Annotated in this window: 20 protein-coding genes and 1 pseudogene; 7 read left to right on the top strand and 14 right to left on the bottom strand. The window is 72.6% G+C overall.

The genetic code is table 11. The annotated features are described in order from the left end of the window. Positions 1-31: 31 nt before the first annotated feature. From ABZ910_RS23850 to ABZ910_RS23835, 4 genes are all read left to right on the top strand, one after another. Positions 32-637: a sulfite oxidase-like oxidoreductase gene (locus tag ABZ910_RS23850; RefSeq protein ID WP_361368596.1), complete on the top strand. Its 606-nt coding sequence runs from the start codon at positions 32-34 to the stop codon at positions 635-637. Then, complete coding sequence (locus ABZ910_RS23845; protein ID WP_361368595.1) at positions 630-1,385, top strand: ferredoxin reductase; 756 nt, start codon at positions 630-632, stop codon at positions 1,383-1,385. The genes ABZ910_RS23850 and ABZ910_RS23845 overlap by 8 nt, the downstream gene beginning before the upstream one ends. 246 nt (positions 1,386-1,631) lie before the next feature. Then, positions 1,632-2,216: a hypothetical protein gene (locus ABZ910_RS23840; RefSeq protein ID WP_361368593.1), complete on the top strand. Its 585-nt coding sequence runs from the start codon at positions 1,632-1,634 to the stop codon at positions 2,214-2,216. A gap of 179 nt (positions 2,217-2,395) precedes the next feature. Further along, positions 2,396-3,364: an acetylxylan esterase gene (locus ABZ910_RS23835; RefSeq protein WP_361368591.1), complete on the top strand. Its 969-nt coding sequence runs from the start codon at positions 2,396-2,398 to the stop codon at positions 3,362-3,364. 78 nt (positions 3,365-3,442) lie between these two features. On the opposite strand, the gene ABZ910_RS23830 is transcribed toward ABZ910_RS23835, so the two are convergent. Continuing rightward, positions 3,443-4,354, bottom strand: a complete 912-nt coding sequence (locus tag ABZ910_RS23830; protein ID WP_361368589.1) for a hypothetical protein — start codon at positions 4,352-4,354, stop codon at positions 3,443-3,445. A 305-nt stretch (positions 4,355-4,659) separates the two neighbouring features. Between ABZ910_RS23830 and ABZ910_RS23825 the strand changes: the two genes are divergently transcribed. Next, positions 4,660-5,826 (top strand): serine hydrolase domain-containing protein, encoded by a 1,167-nt coding sequence (locus ABZ910_RS23825; protein ID WP_361368587.1) that lies wholly within the window; start codon positions 4,660-4,662, stop codon positions 5,824-5,826. An 80-nt stretch (positions 5,827-5,906) separates the two neighbouring features. On the opposite strand, the gene ABZ910_RS23820 is transcribed toward ABZ910_RS23825, so the two are convergent. Then, positions 5,907-6,632: a class I SAM-dependent methyltransferase gene (locus ABZ910_RS23820; protein WP_361368585.1), complete on the bottom strand. Its 726-nt coding sequence runs from the start codon at positions 6,630-6,632 to the stop codon at positions 5,907-5,909. A 391-nt stretch (positions 6,633-7,023) separates the two neighbouring features. Here ABZ910_RS23820 and rho point away from each other — a divergent pair, with 391 nt between their 5' ends. Then, entirely contained in the window at positions 7,024-8,178 is a 1,155-nt protein-coding gene (gene rho, locus ABZ910_RS23815; protein ID WP_361368583.1) for a transcription termination factor Rho, read from the top strand. After that, positions 8,123-9,214 (top strand): annotated as a pseudogene (locus tag ABZ910_RS23810) (serine hydrolase); the annotation flags it as partial. The gene rho and the pseudogene ABZ910_RS23810, both read left to right, overlap by 56 nt. 50 nt (positions 9,215-9,264) lie before the next feature. Here ABZ910_RS23810 and ABZ910_RS23805 read toward each other — a convergent pair. From ABZ910_RS23805 to ABZ910_RS23750, 12 genes are all read right to left on the bottom strand, one after another. Beyond that, positions 9,265-10,611, bottom strand: coding sequence for a glycosyltransferase 87 family protein (locus ABZ910_RS23805; RefSeq protein ID WP_361368581.1), 1,347 nt, complete (start codon positions 10,609-10,611; stop codon positions 9,265-9,267). After that, positions 10,608-12,002, bottom strand: coding sequence for a polyprenol phosphomannose-dependent alpha 1,6 mannosyltransferase MptB (gene mptB / locus ABZ910_RS23800; RefSeq protein WP_361368730.1), 1,395 nt, complete (start codon positions 12,000-12,002; stop codon positions 10,608-10,610). Before mptB ends, ABZ910_RS23805 begins: the two co-directional genes overlap by 4 nt. A 120-nt stretch (positions 12,003-12,122) precedes the next feature. Then, the gene (locus tag ABZ910_RS23795) at positions 12,123-13,061 is read right to left on the bottom strand and encodes a glutaminase (RefSeq protein ID WP_361368579.1); all 939 of its coding nucleotides are present in this window, start codon (positions 13,059-13,061) and stop codon (positions 12,123-12,125) included. Positions 13,062-13,126: 65 nt separating this feature from the next. Then, positions 13,127-14,536, bottom strand: a complete 1,410-nt coding sequence (aspA, locus tag ABZ910_RS23790; protein WP_361368576.1) for an aspartate ammonia-lyase — start codon at positions 14,534-14,536, stop codon at positions 13,127-13,129. Between the two features lie 117 nt (positions 14,537-14,653). Continuing rightward, positions 14,654-15,670 (bottom strand): asparaginase, encoded by a 1,017-nt coding sequence (locus tag ABZ910_RS23785; RefSeq protein WP_361368573.1) that lies wholly within the window; start codon positions 15,668-15,670, stop codon positions 14,654-14,656. Positions 15,671-15,737: 67 nt separating this feature from the next. Beyond that, positions 15,738-16,415 carry a FadR/GntR family transcriptional regulator gene (locus ABZ910_RS23780; protein ID WP_361368728.1) on the bottom strand — a complete coding sequence of 226 codons (678 nt, stop codon included), beginning with the start codon at positions 16,413-16,415 and terminating at the stop codon, positions 15,738-15,740. Between the two features lie 206 nt (positions 16,416-16,621). Beyond that, a complete protein-coding gene (locus tag ABZ910_RS23775; RefSeq protein WP_361368570.1) occupies positions 16,622-17,458 on the bottom strand; it encodes an undecaprenyl-diphosphate phosphatase in 837 nt (278 codons plus the stop codon). Positions 17,459-17,530: 72 nt separating this feature from the next. Then, positions 17,531-17,905: a fluoride efflux transporter CrcB gene (gene crcB / locus ABZ910_RS23770; protein ID WP_361368568.1), complete on the bottom strand. Its 375-nt coding sequence runs from the start codon at positions 17,903-17,905 to the stop codon at positions 17,531-17,533. Continuing rightward, positions 17,902-18,309 (bottom strand): DUF190 domain-containing protein, encoded by a 408-nt coding sequence (locus ABZ910_RS23765; protein WP_361368565.1) that lies wholly within the window; start codon positions 18,307-18,309, stop codon positions 17,902-17,904. The genes crcB (ABZ910_RS23770) and ABZ910_RS23765 overlap by 4 nt, the downstream gene beginning before the upstream one ends. Further along, positions 18,306-18,767, bottom strand: a complete 462-nt coding sequence (gene crcB / locus ABZ910_RS23760; protein WP_361368563.1) for a fluoride efflux transporter CrcB — start codon at positions 18,765-18,767, stop codon at positions 18,306-18,308. The genes ABZ910_RS23765 and crcB (ABZ910_RS23760) overlap by 4 nt, the downstream gene beginning before the upstream one ends. Before the next feature lie 169 nt (positions 18,768-18,936). After that, positions 18,937-19,917 (bottom strand): SMP-30/gluconolactonase/LRE family protein, encoded by a 981-nt coding sequence (locus ABZ910_RS23755; protein ID WP_361368560.1) that lies wholly within the window; start codon positions 19,915-19,917, stop codon positions 18,937-18,939. Positions 19,918-19,972: 55 nt separating this feature from the next. Further along, positions 19,973-20,260: an ArsR family transcriptional regulator gene (locus ABZ910_RS23750; RefSeq protein WP_361368557.1), complete on the bottom strand. Its 288-nt coding sequence runs from the start codon at positions 20,258-20,260 to the stop codon at positions 19,973-19,975. Between the last annotated feature and the right edge of the window lie 133 nt (positions 20,261-20,393).

Here is a 20,393-nt window from a genome sequence, read left to right as displayed (position 1 = left end):
ACCATCCGCGGAGACCACGTACGGTTGAACCATGAACGTCACCCGAGGCTTCACCGGACGCCCGCGCGTCCACGATCCGGGGCTGCCCCCTGGCCAGTACGACGCGGGCGACGACTGGCCCGTGCTGTCCGCGGAGGTCACGCCCGACCTGACGCCCGCCGACTGGACGTTCCGCGTCGACGGCCTGGTGGCCGAGCCGCGCACCTGGGACTGGGGCGAGGCCCACGCCCTGCCCGCGTCGGCCTATGAGGGCGACATCCACTGCGTGACGAGCTGGTCGAAGTTCGGCGTGCGGTTCGGAGGCGTTTCCCTGGACGCCTTCCTGAATGTGGTGCGGCCACATGGGTCCGCCACCCATGCCGTCGCCTACTCCCACACCGGCTACACCTCGAGCCTTCCGCTCGCGGACCTCACCGGCGGACGCGCCTGGATCGCCTGGGAGTACGACGGCCGCCCCCTCGACCCCGAGCACGGCGGACCGGCACGGCTGCTGGTGCCGCACCTGTACTTCTGGAAGAGCGCCAAGTGGATCGCGGGGATCACGCTCCTCGACCACGACGAGCCCGGCTTCTGGGAGCAGAACGGCTACCACGCGCGCGGCAACCCCTGGGAGGAGCAGAGGTACTCCGGTGACTGAGACCTTCACTCCCGCCACGCGCTTCGCGGTCCCGGGGCGCATCGCGGTCGGCACCCAGACCGCGACCACGTGGCAGACGGCCACCCTCACGGAGATCCGGCGCGAGACCCCGCACGCCGCCACGTTCCGGCTCGCGGTGCCGGCCTGGGCGGGACACCTGCCCGGGCAGCACCTCATGCTGCGGCTGACCGCCGAAGACGGCTATGTGGCGCAGCGCCACTACTCGATCGCGTCCGCCCCCGACGACTCCGGGCACATCGAGCTCACCCTGGACCACGTCGAGGGCGGCGAGGTCTCGGGCTGGTTCCACACGGTGGCCAGGCCGGGCGACACCGTCGAGGTGCGCGGCCCGCTGAGCGGCTTCTTCGCCTGGCCCGGCGACCGCCCCGCACTGCTGATCGGCGCCGGCTCCGGGGTCGTACCGCTGATGTCGATGGTGCGGCACCACCGGGAGCAGGGCCTCACCGTGCCGCTGCGGCTGCTGGTGTCGGCCCGCAGCCCCGAGGAGCTGATCTACGCGCGTGAGTTGGGCGCGGAGACGACGCCCGTGTTCACCCGGAGCGCGCCGGAAGGTGTGCCGGTGGGACGTATGGCGGCAACACATGTGGCGCCCATCCTGGCCGAGCAGCCGTACGGTGGTTGGGAGGCCTATGTGTGCGGTTCCAACGGTTTCGCCGAGCACGCCTCGCGCCTGCTCGTCGCGGCGGGCCAGCCTGTGGAGCGCATCCGGATCGAACGCTTCGGCTGAGGTCATCGCGCCCTTCGTCGCGTGCCTCGGCTGGGGTCGCCGAACGACCGGATCAGCCCTATGAGCTCCCTGCCCACGAGCGCATCCTCGGAGCGCGGTGGTGCGCAAGGTGAGGGAGCAGCGCCGTACGGGGTACGAGAGCGGTGTGGACGCTCGCATGCGTGCGCGGTGCGCGGGCAGCGGCGGACCGGCCCCGACAGGGAGCCGCTCCCGCCCTCCGGCTCCGCTGACGGCGAGGAGGTCGACATGCGAACCCGGGTTCGCGGCTGGCGCTGGCGGCACAACCCGCTGCGGCGCCGGTCGGACGTCGTGGAGGCGTGGACGGCGCTGGCCGTCGCCGTCCTGCTGCTGGTGGGGGCGCCCCTGGCCGGGGCGGTGGTGGGCTGGTGGGCCCATGACGGGGCGCGCGCGGTGGCCGTGGCACAGCGGGCCGAGCGCCACCGCGTCCGCGCGCAGGTGACCGGCGGCATCCCCGAGCAACTCCCCTCGGAACAGGGCGGCCGGGAGAGCGACCTGCGGGTGATGGCGCGCTGGACGGAGCCGGGAAAGGGGCCGCGGACGGGCCCGGCGCGGGTGCCGGCGGGGACGCGTACCGGTGACGTGCTCGACGTGTGGTTCGACACGCGAGGGCGTCCCGTCTCCCCGCCGCCGGACGACGTCGCGGTCTGGCAGCACACGGTCACCATCGGCGTGTGCGCCGCGGGCGGGGCGGCCGCCGTGACCTTCGTCGGCTACGGCGTCGCACGCCGGGTCGCGCTCCACCACCGGCTGGCCGAGTGGGAGCGGGAGTGGGCGCGCACGGGCCCGGAGTGGACGCGGCGCAGGGCCTGACGGCAAAGCGGCCCCGTCCCCTACACCGGCCTCGCCTCGGCTCTCGGGGTGTCCGCGCGGGGCGGTACGCGGGGGCGTTGTGCGCGCGTCCGGCCGTCTGTCCGGCGGCCCTGGCGACTCCTCCGACCGGCCACGTACGGTGTGATCATCCGCAGACATCCTCGCAAAGGCGGTTGTTGATGGCCCTGTTCGACCTTCCTCTCGACGAGCTCCGCGAGTACCGCGGCGCGTCCGCGGAGCCGGAGGACTTCGACGCCTTCTGGTCCAAGACGCTCCGCGAGGCCCGTGAGTACGACCTCGACGCCCGCTTCGAACCGGTCGACTCGGGCCTGTCGACGGTGCGGGTGTACGACGTGACGTTCGCCGGGTTCGGCGGCCACCCCGTCAAGGGCTGGCTGCTGCTGCCCGCCGGTGCCGGGGAACCGCTGCCGCTGATGGTGGAGTTCATCGGCTACGGCGGCGGGCGTGGGCTGCCGCTCGAGCACCTGCTGTGGGCGTCGACGGGCCGGGCGCACTTCGTGATGGACACCCGCGGCCAGGGCAGCGCCTGGGGCGGCGGCGGCGCCACCGCGGACCCGGTGGGCGGGATGCCCGCGTACCCCGGGTTCATGACCCGCGGCGTCGACGCGCCGGAGAACTACTACTACCGCCGGGTGTTCACGGACGCGGTCCGCGCGGTCGAGGCGGCCCGCTCGCACCCGCTGGTCGACGCGACGCGGACCGTGGTGACCGGCGCCAGTCAGGGCGGCGGCATCTCCCTCGCCGTCGGCGCGCTGGTCCCCGATCTGGTGGCGGTCGCCCCGGACGTGCCGTTCCTGTGCGACTTCCCCCGCGCGACGACGCTGACGGACCGTCCCCCGTACCGGGAGATCGGCCTCTACCTCAAGACGCACCGCGGTCGCACCGAGGACGTGCTGCGCACCCTCTCGTACTTCGACGGCGTCCATTTCGCGGCGCGCGGGCGGGCCCCCGCGCTGTTCTCGACGGCTCTGGAGGACCAGACCTGCCCGCCGTCGACGGTCTTCGCCGCGTTCAACGCCTGGGCGCACGAGGAGAAGGCGATCGAGGTGTACGACTTCAACGACCACGAGGGCGGCGGTCCCTTCCACGCGGACGCGAAGGTGCGCTGGCTGCGGTCGTACGTCTGAGGGTCCACGGCGGTCAACGGGCCGTCGGCCGCGGGGCGTTCCCGTGGCCGACGGCCCGCCCGCAGGGGTTGCCCGGGATCATTCGGCGCAGCCGGGGACCGAGGACGGGCCGGTCAGGCAGTTGTTCGGGGTGTTGTCGGCGGCCCGGGTGGATCGCAGGGTCACGGAGCCTCCGATGTTGACGATGCCGCCGGGGTTGGTCCCCTGGGCCGTGTTGTTGCTGATGGTGCTGGCGCTCACCGAGGAGGTGCCGCCGCCGGCGTTGGGCACGCCGTTGGCGAGTCCCGCGCCGGTCGCCGCCTGATTGTTGGTGAGGCTGCTGGCGTTGACCGTCAGCGACCCGACGCTGGCGATGGCGCCGCCCGCGCCGTCGGCGCTGTTCGTGCTGAACCGGGTGGCGTCGACGGACACCGTGCCGTCGTTGACGATGCCGCCGCCGTTCTGGGTGGCGTGGTTGCCCGTGAAGGTGCTCGCGTTCACGTCCGCCGTGGAGCCGCTGAAGACGCTGATGCCACCGCCGAACTCGGCCCTGTTGCCCGTGACCACGCTGGTGTTGAGCTTCAGGGAGCCGTTGTCGTAGACGACGATGCCACCGCCGGCGCCGGCCAGGCCGGAGCCGCCCCTGACGTCCCCGCCGGTGACGAAGGTCGTCCGCAGGGTGAGGTCGCCGCCGTTGACGGTGAGGATCCGGAACGCCGACGCCCCCGTCTGGCGGGTGATGGTGGCGACACTGCCGTTGATGACGATCGGCGAGGTGATGTCGGGCAGTGCGCCGGTCAACCGGTAGACACAGCCCCCTGACAGGTTGAGGGTGTCCCTCGCGGCGGTGCCGTTGGCCGTGTCGATGGCGCTCCGCAGCGCGGCCTCGTTGCACGCCACCTGCAGCGTCGCGGCGGAGGCGGGAACGGCCGGTGCGGTGGACGCCAGCGTGGCGAGAGCGCCTACGCAGAACGCCCGGGCAGCCCGGACGAGAGACTTATGCGTGAGCATGTCACTCCTTCTGAAAGTCGCGCCCTCGCGAGCGCCCGGCCGCGCCGAAGTGCAACCGGGGCGCCGCAGACAGGGGGTCCGAACCAAGGACTTCCCGACATGCCACTACATTTCGCGCGTGTCGGGATGATTTACACCTGATGGCCCCCTGATAAGCACCCGATGGCCGAACCGGAGCCGGGAATTTGGCCGCTCCCCCGCCGGGCTCCCCTCCGGCCTTCCGTCCGGTCCGACCAGTCGGTACGTTCGGATGCCCCGGGTCGCGGCATCCTGCCCCGGGATTCCCGGCGGACGACGGAGGACCCATGTCCGAGCACGTGCCAGACGTTCACGGTCACTGCGACGCACGCTTCGCGGCGGTGCGGCAGGCGTTCGAGGAGAACTTCCGGGACCGGGACGAGCTGGGCGCCGCGGTGGCCGTGACGGTCGGCGGTGAGACGGTCGTGGACCTGTGGGGCGGGTGGGCCGACGCCGCGCACACCCGCCCGTGGGAGCGGGACACGCTGGTCAACGTGTGGTCGACGTCGAAGGGGCCGGTGGCCCTGTGCGCGCACATCCTGGCCAACCGCGGGCTGCTCGACCTCGACGCGCCGGTGGCCGCGTATTGGCCGGAGTTCACGGCGGCGGGCAAGGACGGGGTGCTCGTACGTCATCTGCTCTCGCATCGCGCCGGACTGTCCGGTCTGCGTGAGCCGCACTCGCTCCAGGAACTCTACGACTGGGAGCTGACGACCGCGCGCCTCGCCGCGACGCAGCCGTGGTGGGAGCCGGGGACGCGGTCCGGCTACCACGCGCTGACGTACGGCTTCCTGGTCGGCGAGGTGGTACGTCGGGTCTCGGGGCTGCGGCCGGCGGCGTTCCTGGAGAAGGAGGTGACCGGGCCGCTCGGGATCGACTTCACCGTCGGTCTGCCGGAGCAGGAGTCCGGCCGAGCGGCCGAGCTGGTGCATCCACCGGCCGCGGCGATCCGCGAACAGGCGTCTTCCTTCAGCCAGTTGACGCCCGCCGCCCTCGCGGCCCTGGCCAATCCGCTGGTTGGCGCCCGGGAGGCCAACACACCCGAGTGGCGGGCCGCCGAGATCCCCGCCGCCAACGGTCACGGTACGGCGCGGGCCGTCGCCGCGCTGTACGGGATCTTCGCGGGGCGGGGCGCGTACGGCGGCCGGCGCATCCTGTCCGCCGAAGCGGCCGAGCGGGTGCGCGAGGGGCAGGGGAGCTGCCGTGACCTGGTGCTCGGGGCCGGTTTCGAGAGCGAGACGGAGCTCGGCCTCGGCCTGTGGCTCAGCGGCCCGAACGGCTCGTACGGGCCGAATCCACGCGCCGTGGGGCACGACGGATTCGGGGGCTCCTGCGGGCTCGCCGACCCGGACGCGGAGGTGTCGCTGGGCTATGTGATGAACCGGATGGGACCTCATGTCGCGGACGACCCACGCAAGATGGCGCTGGTGGACGCGCTGTACAGCGTGCTGTGAGAGCGGAGGACCCAGCAGGAGGCGGTGGGGCCGTGATGGGCCGGAGGCGGTAGGGGCCGTGTCGGCCGGACAGGCGGCCGCTACGGCAGCTTCCGGGCGACGACCAGCCGCGCACGCGGGCTGCCGTCGTCGCGCCGTCCGAAGTCGGGGAGTGCGTACAGGTCCGCCGCGAAACCGGCGCGCTCCAGCTCGCTCAGCACGCGTCCGAGGCGGAACGCCCGGTAGTACATGACGAACGGCGGCCGCCACACGGCGTTGCGCACCCGCATCACGGCGTCGAAGGCGAGCAGCGCCCAGAAGCCGGGACGCGACGGGCGCGGCGGGGCGGCGACGGGGAACGCGAAGCTGCCGCCGGGCCGGAGCACGGAGCCGACCTGGCCGAACAGGCCGGGCAGTTCACGCGGCAGGAAGTGCCCGAACGCCCCGAAGCTCACCACCAGGTCGAAGACCGGCGCGAACGGCAGGGCCCGGGCGTCGCCCCGCACCCAGGCGACGCGCGGCGCCGACGGCCGGGGGTGGCGCCGGGCCACGTCGAGCATGCCCGCACTGAAGTCGAGGCCCGTGACGCTGCCACGGCACACCCGCGCCAGCACATCCATCCCGGCGCCGGTGCCGCAGCACAGGTCGAGTCCGTCCTCGAACGGACCGAGCCGGTCGAGGACCCGCGCCACGGATGCGAGCACCGACTCCGAGGTCCGGAACGGGGTGAGGTCGAACTTCGGGGCGAGCAGGTCGTAGCCGTGCTCGACGGACGACAGCGCCTGGACGGCGAGTTCGCGGAGGCTCGGGCCTTCGGGGCTGAACATCAGGTCAGCCTAGGGCCCTTGCGGCTGCCCGAGCCTCGTCTTCCTTATTCGTACGGCCTGTTGGCGAGCCGCTGAGCCGCTGAGCCGTATCCCACAGCCGCATTCCCCACCCGCACCCGCGTTCTGAGTGGTACGGTGCAGTGAGCACTTTTGTACGCCCCGTCGAGGGCGCCAGTGCCGGTTTCTTTCCAGTCCGCTGATCCGCCCGCCGTTTCCGGTCGGCGCACAGCTTTCCGCACACCTCGTGAGCAGCGGTCGTCCCGCTGCCGCACCCGAGGTGTTCCCCGCCGCCGAGGCGCGCTCGTACGCCGTCCTCCGTGGCCTCTCCCCCTTCCCTTCGCATGCCTGCTGCCAGGCGCCAGGCCGTCCGTCCACGAAAGGACCACCCTCCATGACCATCACACTCGAACGCACTGCGGTGCAGGACGAGCGCCCGCCCCAGCTCGTCACCGGTGTCCTCGACATCGACGCGCACGGGAAGGGGCATCTGCGCGCCGAGAGCTGCCTGCCCTCCCCCTCCGATCCCCAGGTCGCCCCCGCGCTGATCCGCCGCCACGGCCTGCGCAAGGGCGATCTCGTCGAAGGAGTCCGCGGGGCGCAGCGCGCGCTGACCGAGGTCGGCCGCGTCAACGGCCGTACGCCCGAGGAGATCCGGGGCCGGTGTCACTTCCGGGACCTCACTCCCCTGCATCCGACCGAGCGGATCCGCCTGGAGCATCCGGCATCCGGCCTCGCCGGACGCGTCGCCGACCTGTTCACTCCCGTCGGCAAGGGCCAGCGCGGGCTGGTCGTGGCGCCGCCGAAGACCGGCAAGACCGTCCTGCTCCAGCAGATCGCGGCGGCCGTCGCCGGGAACCATCCCGAGTGCCGGCTGATGGTGGTGCTGCTCGACGAGCGCCCCGAGGAGGTCACCGAGATGCGCCGCTCCGTGCGCGGCGAGGTGTACGCCTCGACGTTCGACCGGTCGCCCAAGCAGCACATCGCGCTCGCTGAACTCGTGATCGAACGGGCCAAGCGGCTCGTCGAGGACGGCGCGCACGTCGTGATCCTCCTCGACTCCCTGACCCGGCTGTGCCGGGCCCACAACAACGCGGCGGCGGGCAGCGGCCGTACCCTCACCGGCGGCGTGGACGCGACCGCGCTGCTCGGACCCAAGCGCTTCTTCGGTGCCGCCCGGCTCGCGGAGGAGGGTGGTTCGCTCACCATCCTGGCCACGGCCCTGGTGGAGACCGGCTCCCGGGCCGACGACTTCTACTTCGAGGAGCTCAAGAGCACCGGCAACATGGAGCTCCGCCTGGACCGGGAGCTCGCCTCCCGGCGCGTGTTCCCCGCCGTCGACCTGCCCGCCTCCGGCACCCGTCGCGAGGAACTCCTGCTGCCCCCGGCCGAGTTGACCGTCGTACGAGGCCTGCGCCGGGCCCTGCACACCAGGGACGGCGGCCAGGCCAACCTGGAAGCCCTGCTGGAGCGGATGCGCGAGAGCCCCGACAATGCGACGTTCCTGCGCCGCGTCCGGCCGACGCTGCCGCCGCCGGACCGGCCGTAACCGGCCCACTCGTTCCCGCCAACCCCGGTTCCAGCTCCGGCCCCGGTGCCGCTCCCTCGATTCCACTACGACGTGTGGCATCCGGGTTGCTGCGGACACCGTCGGCCCAGGCAGGCGCGCCGTACCGCGGCTCCGTTTTTACGTTGATCACATGACGATCGGATTTGCTTCTCGGCTGGCCGTATCGACCTGTGCCCTCTGCGTGGCGGGCGTGCTCTCCCTCACGCCCGCCGCGGCCGCCGTCCGGTCGGGGGCGACGGATCCCCCCAAACCGGCCGGGCGGACGGCGACGGTGCCGCAGCCCGCGGTCCTGTACCGCTCGGGCACCCAGGTCAGACCGCGCGCCGGGGCGCCCAAGGTTCCGCCCGTCTCCGCGCTGTCGTGGCTCGTGGCCGACGCCCACACCGGCGACGTTCTGGCCGCGTCCGACGCGCACCGCAAACTGGCACCCGCGAGCACGCTGAAGACGCTGTTCGCCCTCACCGTGCTTCCGGCGCTGCCCAACGGAATCCAGCACAAGGTGACCGCGGCCGAACTGGCGGACGTCGCGCCCGGCAGCAGCCTGGTCGGGGTCGAAGAAGGCCACACCTACCGGGTGGACGACCTGTGGCGCGGGGTGTTCCTCAGCTCCGGCAACGATGCCGTGCATGTGCTGGCCGCGCTGAACGGCGGCTGGCGCCAGACCACCGACCGGATGCAGACCAAGGCTCGTTCCCTGGGCGCACTGGACACCCATGTCGTCTCGCCGGACGGCTACGACGCCGACGGCCAGGTGTCCTCGGCCTTCGACCTGGCGGTCTTCGGCCGGGCCGGGCTGCGCAACCCGGACTTCGCGCGCTACTGCGGTACGGCCGAGGCCCGCTTCCCGGGCGACGGGGGGGCGTACGGGATCTTCAACACCAACCGGCTGCTGAGCGGCGAGGACGGGGTGAAGCGGTATCCGGGCATCATCGGCGTCAAGAACGGCTACACCAGCAACGCGGGCAACACCCTCGTCGCCGCCGCCCGCCGGGGCGGGCGCACGCTCGTGGTGACGGTGATGAACCCTCAGGCCGGCGGCGGCTTCACGGTGTACGAGGAGGCCCGTCAGCTGCTCGACTGGGGCTTCGCGGCCGCCGGGCACGTCGATCCGGTGGGCTCGCTGGACGCACTGCGCCCCGCCCCCAAGCCGGAGCCGTCCACGGCGCCGGTGGCGGCGGCCACGGCACCGGAGCCCGACGACGGCCTGTCCGGCTGGGAGGAGGCCGGCGTCATCGCGGGCGCCGCCGGTCTCGGTGTGGGAGCCGTGGCGCTGGCGCTGCGGGCCAAGGGCAGCCGTGCCGACCGCTGTTGACCGGTCGGCAGCCCCAGCAGCAGTCCCAGCGTGATCCATGTGTAGACGTTCGACCCGAGGAACCCGTCGACGCCGGAGGCGTCGTCCACCCACAGCCACACCACGCTGGTGCACAGCACGGCGTACGACGCGGCCACGACCCGCGGACGACCGGCGCGGAGCAGCACCGCGAACGAGGGCAGCAGCCACACCAGGTGGTGCACCCAGGTGATCGGGCTGACCAGACAGGCCGTCAGCCCGGTGAGGGCGAAGGCGGCCGGCCAGTTGTCGGCCGCGACGGCCCGGCGCGTGCGCCAGGCCCAGACGCACAGGACCAGCAGCGCAGCCGTCGCCCACCACGCGCGCTCCGGGGCACCGAGCCTCGCCAGCACGCCCTGCACCGACTGGTTCGACACATAGGCGAGGCGGCCCACCCGGCTGGTGTCCCACAGCGCCTCGGTCCAGTAGAAGCGCGAGGCCGCGGGGTCCACCCAGGCCGCGAGCGCGGTCGCGGCGGCGGCGACGGCCGTGGCGAGTCCGGCCGCGCGCCATCGGCGGCCGAGCAGCAGCAGCCCGATGAAGAGGGCGGGCGTGAGCTTGACCGCGGCGGCGAGACCGATCCCGGCGCCCGCCCGGCGGCCCCGCCCGGTGGCCAGCAGCCAGGAGTCGGCCAGCACGAGGGCCAGCAGCAGGACGTTCACCTGGCCGAAGCTGAACGTGTCGCGCAACGGCTCGAACAGGGCGAGCACACACACGGCCAGGGACCAGCCGTACCAGCCCGGGCGGCGCCAACGCGCTCCGGCCAGGATGCGCAGGACGACCGCCAGCGCGGCCAGGTTGAGCAGCAGGGTGACGGCGATGACGGTGGGCCGGCCCAGCAGCGCCATCGGCAGCATGGCGACCGCGGCGAACGGCGGGTAGGTGAAGCCGTACGGCGTGCCGGGGACCCGGTAGTCGTAGATCCGGCCGTCCTCGTGGACCCATGTGTGCACGGTGCCGTAGTAGACGCGCAGGTCGAACCAGTCGCGCAGCAGCGGCACGGTGGCCGTGAAGACGGTCACCGCGGTGGCGGTGGCGAGGACCAGGAGCAGCCGGCCCCGGTCGGTGCCGGGCCCCCTCATGCCGTGCGCCCCAATGCCGGGGCGAGCTGCGCCTGGCGAGCCTGCCACAGTACGACGACGCCGAGCACCGCGCCGGAGGCGGCGAGCACCAGCTGCCCGGTGTCGGCGGCGGCCCCGGAGGGCAGCACGGCCAGGGCGAGGGCACCGGTGAGGGCGGCGGCCCGGTGCCGTACCGCCGTGCTGGGCGCGGCGGCCGCGATCAGGAACAGGCCCCACAGGGCGTACCAGGGGCGGATCGCCGGGCCGAGGGCGGCCAGGGCCGCCAGGTTCAGGCCGAGCGCGTACACCGGAGCGGCGCGCAGCCGCAGCCAGATGACAAGGACGGCGACGGCGGTGGCGGCGAGGCCGAGCACGTGCCAGACCGGGATCGCCAGGGGGGCCAGCGGACTGTCGAGGCCGCCGAGCAGCGCGCTGGTGGCGCGGCCCAGCAGGGTGGTGAGGGCCCAGTTGTGCGGCGAGACGGGAGTGTCCAGGGCGCCCGCCCAGCCGTATCCCGTGTCGGCTACGGCCGTTGCCACGACCGTGGTCGCCGCGGCCGCGCCGATCGTCGTCAGGACCACCCGCGGCAGGCGACTTCCCGATCGTGCCCCGACGGCGACGACCGCGAGGAGGCCGAGGGCGGCGGGTGCCTTGACGAGGGCGGCGAGCGTGACGAGTACGGCACCCAGGATCGTCCGGCGGTCGAGCGCCGCGATCAGGCCGACGCCGAGCAGCCCGAGCATGAGCGCGTCGTTGTGGGCGCCCGCGACCAGGTGCAGCAGCACGAGCGGGTTGAGGGCGCCCAGCCACAGCGCGGCGGCCGGGTCGACGCCGCTGCGGCCGGCCAGCCGGGGCAGCGCCGCCGCCATCAGGGCCAATCCGGTCAGGGCGACGAGCCGCATGCCGAGGAGTCCGGTGGCCGGGTCGCCCCGGGTCAGGGCGGACAGCACGGAGGCGACGCCCAGGAACACCGGTCCGTACGGGGCCGCGGTGTGCCGCCACACCGGGGCGACCTCGTCGGCCAGGGGGCCGCCGAGCGCCGCGGGCCCGTGCGCGTACACGTCGAGGTGCGTGTGCACCATGGCGCCCTGCGCGAGGTAGCTGTACACGTCCCGGCTGAACAGCGGGGGCGCGAGCAGCAGCGGGGCCGCCCAGACGGCGAGGACCGGCAGCAGGGCGCGTGGGGGCGGCGGTGCGGCGCTGTGGACGAGGCGGCCGAGCAGGGCCCAGGCCGCGATGAGCAGGACGATGCCGACGTACACCGCGACCAGGCCGAGGGCGGCGGGGGCGGAGGCGGGCGACAGGAGTTCGCGGACGGGCAGCGCCCCGGTCGTCTCACCGCCCAGCGCGAGGAACACGGTGCCGGCCAGGCCCAGCACCTGGCAGCGGCGGAGATCGACGGGGAACGCCATGGCCAACACGCGCGCAGCGTGTCAACGCCGGGTGGCCGGCGGACGACGTTCCGCCCTCCGGGCGGCGGCCTGCTCGTGACCGGCGTGTGATCACATCGCGGAGCGGCCGATCGGGGGCACTCAGAACACCGACAGTCCGGTGAGCGTGGTGAAACGGTCCAGGGCGGCCACGCCCGCCACGGAGTTGCCACGCTCGTCGAGCCCGGGGCTCCACACGCACAGGGTGCACCGGCCGGGTACGACGGCGATGATGCCGCCGCCGACGCCGCTCTTGCCGGGCAGTCCGACCCGGTAGGCGAAGTCGCCCGCGGCGTCGTACGTCCCGCAGGTCAGCATCACCGCGTTCACCTGCTTGGCCTGGCTGCGGCTGAGCAGCCGGGTGCCGTCGGCCCGGATGCCGTGCCGGGCCAGGAAGCCGGTGGCGAGGGCGAGGTCGGCGCAGGAGGCGGCGATGGCGCACTGCCGGAAGTACTGGTCGAGCAGGACGGGCACCGGGTTGCGGATGTTGCCGTACGACGCCATGAAGTGGGCGAGGGCGGCGTTGCGGTCGCCGTGCGCGGTCTCGGAGGCCGCGATCTCCTTGTCGAAGTCCAGGGCCCGGTTGCCGCTCTCGGCGCGCAGGAAGGCCAGCAGCTCCCCGGCCGCGTCTCCGGTACGGCTCTGGAGGCGGTCGGTGACGACGAGGGCACCGGCGTTGATGAAGGGGTTGCGCGGGATGCCGTGCTCGTACTCCAGCTGCACCAGCGAGTTGAACGGGTTGCCGGAGGGCTCGCGGCCCACGTGTTCCCAGAGGTTGTCGCCCTCGCGGGCCAGGTCGAGGGCGAGCGTGAACACCTTGGTGATCGACTGCGTCGAGAACGGCTGCAGCCAGTCCCCCACCCCGTACACCGTCCCGTCCAGCTCGGCGACGGCCATGCCGAAGCGGCGGGGGTCGCAGGCCGCGAGGGCCGGGATGTAGTCGGCGGGACGCCCGTGGCGGGACATCCGCTCCGTCTCCTCGGCGATGCGCTCCAGGACCGGCAGGAAGGCGAGCGATGACGACGCTGTCATGATCGCCATTGTGCCTCCCGGCCGGTCCCGGCGCGTGCGGCCCGTGGGACCCGTGCGGCCGGTGCAGCCGCGGGTCAGGTGCGGGGTGCCCCGCTGCCCGCGACGACCTCGGGACGCAGCAGGTCGGCCAGCTTCTCGGCGGGCAACAGACCCTTCTCCAGGACGAGTTCGGCCACCCCTCGGCCGGTGACGAGGGCCTCCTTGGCGATCTCGGTGGCAGCCGTGTACCCGATGTGCGGGTTGAGGGCGGTGACGAGGCCGATGGAGTTCTCGACACTCGCACGGAGCGCCTCGGTGTTGGCGGTGATGCCGTCGACGCACCGCTCGGCGAGCGTGAGGCAGGCGCTGCGCAGGTGTGTGATGCTCTCGGAGAGGGAGTGCAGGATGATCGGCTCGAACGCGTTGAGCTGGAGCTGTCCCGCCTCGGCGGCCATGGTGATGGCGACGTCGTTGCCGATCACCTCGAAGGCGACCTGGTTGACGACCTCGGGGATCACCGGGTTGACCTTGCCCGGCATGATGCTCGAACCGGCCTGCACCGGCGGCAGGTTGATCTCGCCCAGTCCCGCGCGGGGTCCGGAGGACAGCAGGCGCAGGTCGTTGCAGCTCTTGGAGAGCTTGACTGCGATCCGCTTGAGCACGCCGGACATCTGGACGAAAGCGCCGCAGTCCTGGGTCGCCTCGACCAGGTTGGCGGCGGTGACCAGGGGCAGCCCGGTGATGTCGGCGAGGTGGCGGCGGGCGGACTCGGCGTAGCCGACGGGGGCGTTGAGGCCGGTGCCGATGGCGGTGGCCCCCAGGTTGATCTCGTGGATCAGCTCGACGGCCTCGGCGAGGCGGCTGCGGTCCTCGTCCAGCATCACGGCGTACGCCGAGAACTCCTGCCCGAGCGTCATCGGCACGGCGTCCTGCAGCTGCGTACGCCCCATCTTCAGGACGTCGCGGAACTCGACCGCCTTGCGGGCGAAGGCGTCCTGGAGCACGGCCATGGCCTTGAGCAGCCCGCGCACCGCGAAGACCGTCGCGATCTTGACGGCGGTCGGGTAGACGTCGTTCGTCGACTGGCCGAGGTTGACGTCCTCGTTGGGGTGCAGGTGCCGGTACTGCCCCTTCTCGTACCCCAGCAGCTCCAGCGCCCGGTTGGCGATGACCTCGTTGGCGTTCATGTTCGTCGAGGTGCCGGCGCCGCCCTGGATGACGTCGACGACGAACTGGTCGTGCAGCTTGCCCCCGCGGATCTCCTGGCAGGCCTCGACGATCGCGGCCGCCTTCTTCGGCTCCAGCAGCCCGAGTTCCTCGTTGGCGAGTGCGGCGGCCTCCTTGACGGCGGCCAGGGCGTCGATCAGGTGCGGGTAGGCGGATATCGGAGTGCCGGTGATGGGGAAGTTCTCGGTCGCGCGCAGGGTGTGGACACCCCAGTACGCGTCCGCGGGGACATCGCGGTCGCCGAGGAGGTCGTGCTCGCTTCGGGTGGCGGCGGTCATGAGCGTGCGGGTCTCTTTCGGGGGTGGGCGACGACGTGCACGTCGCCCGGTGGTGGAGGGGAAGGGGAGGTTCAAGTGCGGCGGCGGGTGGGGACCTCAAGGGAGGCCCCCGGCGTCTCAAGCGGCAGTAGCCGACGCAGCCGCGTCCAGCGCGCGCACCGGTCGTACGCTGCCCACCGGCTTTCCGCCACCGAGCAGTGCCTCGCCCGCGAAAGCGGTGAGGAGAGCCGGGTCCACGCCGGCGCGGGCGAGCGCGGCCGCGGAGACCGGGACACGGGCCCGGCCGGCACCGTCGGCGATCTTCACGGCGATGGCCCGGCCGTCCGGGAGGGCGGCCACCTGGACGCCCTCGTAGCCGTCCTTGGCCAGCAGTCCGGGCACGGCCCGCATCAGCGCGGCCACGTCCCGCGCGGAACCGGACGCCATCTCGGCGTGCTCTCGCATCGCGGCGGCCACGCGGGCCTCCGGGGTGCCGGGGGCGGCCGAGACGATGCGGGCGGCGGCGCGGGCCAGGCCGTGCAGGGAGACGGAGAACAGCGGGGCGCCGCAGCCGTCGACCGTCACGCGGGCGACACGCTGGCCGGTGAGCTCCTCGACGGTCTCGGCGATCGCCTGCTGCAAGGGGTGCGCGGGATCGAGGTAGTCGTCGAGGGACCAGCCGTTGAGCCGCGCGGTGCAGAGCATGGCGGCGTGCTTGCCGGAGCAGTTCTGGGCGAGCCGGGAGGGCGGGCGGCCCTCGCGCACCCAGACGTCCCGTACGGCGGGGTCGAGCGGCATGTCGGGCACGTTGCGCAGGTCGCCCTCGGTGAGCCCGGCCGGCTCCAGCATCCGCAGGACTCCGGCGAGGTGGGACTCCTCGCCGGAGTGGCTCGCGGCGGCCAGCGAGAGCAGGTCGCCGTCGAACGGCAGCCCCGCCCGCACCATGGCCACCGCCTGGACCGGCTTGAGGGCCGAGCGCGGGTAGAAGGCCGCCTCGATGTCGCCGAGTTGGAAGAGGACCTCGCCGTCGGCGCCGAGGACGACGACGGAACCGTAGTGGATGCCCTCGACGACCCCACCGCGTATGACGTGGGCGACGGGGGCGTGGAGGGGTTCACGGACGACGGGTGCGTCCGCGGGAGAGGTGGTGTTCATCGCTACCTGGATCACTGGTGGACGGGGTGGGGTGTGGAGAGAGCGCTCGCGTCTCGGTACCGGGCGCTCACGCCTCGGGGCCGCCGTGTGGCGGGATGTCCGCGCGGGTGGAGCGCACGATCTCCGTGAGGCTCGTCTCGACGCGGTCGAGGTGGTGGGACATGGACCGCACCGCGTCGTGCTCGTTGCCGTCGATCAGTGCCTCGACGATCGCGCGGTGCTCGCGGTTGGACTGCTCGCGGCGGCCGCCCAGCTCCGTGAGGAACGCCGACTGGCGCGCCAGTGCGTCGCGGATCTCCTCGATGACCCGGCGGAAGACCGGGTTCTGCGCGGCCTCGGCCACGGCGAGGTGGAAGAGGGTGTCCATCGCGACCCACGCGGTGGTGTCCGTCTCCCGCTCCATGCGGTCGAGCAGGTGGGCCAGGTGGTCCAGGTTCTCCGGGGTACGGCGCAGCGCCGCGTACCCGGCGACCGGGATCTCGACGTGGCGGCGCACCTCCAGCAGGTCGCTGGCCGCGTAGTCGCCGAACGTGGGGTCCTCGACGGAGTTGGCGATGACGAAGGTGCCCTTGCCGGTCTTGGACACGGTCAGGCCCATCGCCTGCAGGGCGCGCAGGGCTTCGCGGAGGACAGGCCGGGAGACCTCGAGCGTGCGGCAGAGCTCCGCCTCGGAGGGCAGCTTGTCGCCCTTGGCGTACTCGCCGCGCTCGATGGCGCCGCGGAGGTGGGTCAGCACCGCTTCCATCGCGCTGACGCGCCGCGGCCCCGCACCACCTGTCTGGCTGTCTGACAGGTTCACACGAGAGATGTTCCGGGTGACCGGCGGGCGGTGTCAAGGCGGCGGAGAAACCGACGGGCGTGAAGCCGGCCACGCCGCCTTCACGCCCGAGTGGATCGCGCTGGTGGATCGCTCGGGCAGGTCGCCCGAGCGGATCGAAACGAAGCTTCCCGTCAGCTTTCGAGGATGCCCGTGCCCAGCAGACCGAAGAGGACGAGGCCGATGATGATGCGGTAGATCACGAAGGCGTTGAAGGAGTGCTTGGCGACGAACTTCAGCAGCCAGGCGATGGAGGCGTACGCGACGACGAACGAGACGACCGTGCCGGCGATCAGCGGGGCGGAGCCCACGCCCGTGCCCAGCGCGTCCTTCAGCTCGTACAGGCCGGCGCCGGTGAGGGCCGGGATGCCGAGGAAGAAGGAGAGGCGGGTGGCGGCGACACGGTCCAGGTCGAGGATGAGACCGGTGGACATGGTGGCGCCGGAGCGGGAGAAGCCGGGGAAGAGCAGGGCGAGGATCTGCGAGGAGCCGACCAGCATCGCGTCCTTGAACGAGGTGTCGTCCTCACCGCGCTTGTGCCGGCCCATCTGGTCCGCGGCCCACATCACACCACTGCCGACGATGAGGGAGCCCGCGACCACCCAGAGCGACGCGAGGGGGCCTTCGATGAGGGGCTTGGCGGCCAGGCCCACCACGACGATCGGGATCGTGGCGAAGATCACCCACCAGGCGAACTTGTAGTCGTGGTGGTACCGCTCCTCCTTGTTGAGCAGACCGCGGAACCAGGCGGAGACGATCCGCACGATGTCCTTGAAGAAGTACAGGAGCACGGCGGCGATCGCACCGACCTGGATGACGGCGGAGAACCCGACGACGGACTTGTCGTCGACGGGAATCCCCATGAGCCCCTCGGTGATCTTGAGATGGCCGGTCGACGACACGGGAAGGAACTCGGTCACCCCCTCGACGACTCCGAGGACGACGGCTTGACCGACGGAGATGGCGCTCATGGGATCCAGTTCTGAGGAGTTGGTCGACAGTGGTGTAGACAGTCTTACTATGCCTGGGTGTACGGCTGGTAACTACGCCCACACCGCTTCGGCGATCGACGCCCCGGCGAAGGCCGCACCGAGGCCCGCCGTCACGCTCGCGACGACGTTGGCGGCAGCGTAGAGCCCCGCACCGGTCTCGGTCAGCCTGAGGGTCTCGTAGGAGAAGGTCGAGTACGTCGTCAGGGCCCCGCACAGCCCGGTGCCCAGCAGAAGCTGGAGGTGCGGGCTCGCCGCGCCCGCGGAAACGGCGCCGGTCAGCAGCCCGAGGATCAGACTGCCGGTGACGTTCACCACGAAGGTGCCCCAGGGGAAGACGGAGTCGTGCCTCGCCTGCACGGCCCGGTCCGTCAGGTAGCGCAGCGGAGCACCGACGACGGCCCCGGCAACGACCAACAGCCAGTTCACGACGACTTCTTACCCTTCACGTCCGTTTCACCGCTGCCGTCCCTGCCGTCCGTACCGCCCGGGCCGCCGGTGCGACCGACGTACCGGATGACCTCGCAGTCGTCGAGGGTCACGAGGCCTTCGGTGACCAGCTCGTCGAGCTGCGGGAGGAAGTCCCGCACCCGCTCCTCGGTGTCCACGATGACGACCGCCACCGGCAGGTCCTCGCTCAGGGACAGCAGCCGCGAGGTGTGGATCCGGGAGGAGGCCCCGAAGCCCTCGACGCCGCGGAAGACGCTCGCACCGGCCAGTCCGGCCGCGTGGGCGCGGTGCACGATCTCGGAGTAGAGGGGCTTGTGGTGCCAGGTGTCGTTCTCGCCGATGAAGACGGTCACGCGCAGGGCGCGGCCGGTCAGCCTCGTCATCGCTGCCTCCCGGTCAGGACACGACGGGCGGCCGTCGACGCGAGCCACACCGCTGCGAGGGCCGCGCACAGGGTCGCGGCGAGGTAGGCCGCCCCGCGGGCGAGGTGCCCGCCGTCGGCGAGCCTCTGGATGTCGACGGCGTACGTCGAGAAGGTGGTGAAGCCGCCCAGCACTCCGGTGCCGAAGAAGGGGCGGACGAGGCGGTGGGCCGCCCACACGTCGGTGATGATCACCATGAACACGCCGATCACGGCGCATCCGACGACGTTGGTCCAGAAGGTCGCCCAGGGGAAGCCGCCGGGCGGGGTGGGCCACCACAGGGTCAGTGCGTAGCGAGCCGTGGCGCCGATGGCACCGCCGAGGGCGACCACCGCGACGACGGGAGCCTGGGCGCGCACGGCGGGTTGCCGCGGGGAACCGGTCCGGACACGGAGGCTCTGGGCTTCCGGGGCGGTCATGGTCGTACGTCTCCTACTCGCTAAAGGCCCGGGCCTGCGGGCGCATGCCTTCAGGAAGCAGGGACCGTTGGCGGCGAACGTGCCGCGGTTCTGGTACGGCGGGCCCCACCGCCGCGCCGCGACGGTGATCGCGGCCGGGGAACAGGTTAACGCCGCGCGCCCACACCGGTCACTTCGCGCCGGGCAGCTCGCACACCGCCACGCCATGCTCCCAGATGCTGCCCAGCACCAGGTGCCCGTCCGCCTCGCAGACGCTGGTGACCATCCGGAAGCCGGAGTGGCGTCGGGTGAGGTGCTGGACGATCGTGCCGTCGTCGTCGAGAGCCAGGACGCCGATGGTGCCCGTCGGGCGGTAGGGGGCGCGTACGGCGACTCGGGCAGCGGTGCGCCGTACGCCGGCCGGGGACCGGTGCAGCAGGTCCAGCGGTGGGACGCGTGGTCCGGCCAGCGCCACCCGGATCGGACCGCCCAAGCGGTCGCGCCAGAGGTTGTCGGGCATGCCCGGGAGGTTCTCGGCGAAGGGTTCGCTCTGTCCCGCACGCGGGCCGGTGAGCCAGTAGCGGGTGAGGCGGCACGCGCCGGTCTCGGCCACCACCAGGAAGGATTCATCGGTGCTCGGGACCAGCCCGTTGGCGAACTGCAGCCCCTCCAGCAGCACTTCGGGCGTGCCGCCGTCGGGTGCGAGGCGCACCAGGCGGCCGGTTCCGGAGTGTTCCACGATCTCGCCGATCCAGTGGTCGAGGGGATGGCGGCGGCTGGAGACGGTGAAGTACACGCTCCCGTCGGACAGGGCGACCACATTGCTGCAGAACCGCAGCCGCTCCCCCGCCACCGAGTCGGCGAGCACCCGGACCTCACGGTCGGCCCCTTCGGCGGTGTCGGCCCCATCGACGCGCAGCAGACCGCGTTCGGCGTCGCACACCAACAAGGCACCGTCCGGGAGGAGTTCGAGACCGAGCGGCCGGCCGCCGGTCTCGGCGAGCACCTCCACGCGGGTCGTGTCCGGGTCCGCGAGCCCGTCCAGGCGCAGGATGCGGCCGTCCTCGACCCCGGTCAGGACGCGTCCGTGAGCGTCGGCCACGACGTCCTCCGGACCGCGGCCGCCGACGACGACGTAGCGGACGGGAACAAGTGCCGTGGATCGGTCCATGCGCACTGCCCTTCGGTGTCGGGAGGTGGCCCATCCTGGCCCGGCGACGCCCGCGTCACCACCCCTTCTCGAACATCCGGGCCACCTCCGCGATCCGCACCTCGTCGCGCCCGTAGTAGGTGCGGTACCCGATCTTCCGGCTCCGCAGCAGCCCGATGCGGGTGAGCAGCCCGAGGTGGGTCGCGGCGACCCGGCGGGACACACCGAGCTTGGCGGCGACGGCCCGCGCGGTGACGCCGTCCTCGACGCGGTCGGCGCGGCGCTGCGAGGGGAAGTGCGCGGCCGGGTCCTTCAGCCACTCCAGGATGTCCAGGCGCCTCTCACCGACGGGATTCCGCAGCATCCCGTCACCTCCGTCCGAGCGTCGTCGTACCCGGGCTCCACTGTCCCGCAACCGGCACGTCCGCGTCTTGGCCCAGGCACCCTTTGTCCGGTACCCAACGGCCTTACGGCGCTGGGTGGTTGGGCGTCGAGGG

The organism is Streptomyces sp. NPDC046805 (assembly GCF_040645355.1).
Lineage (GTDB): Bacteria > Actinomycetota > Actinomycetes > Streptomycetales > Streptomycetaceae > Streptomyces.
This window is presented reverse-complemented; position numbering and strand designations above follow the sequence as displayed.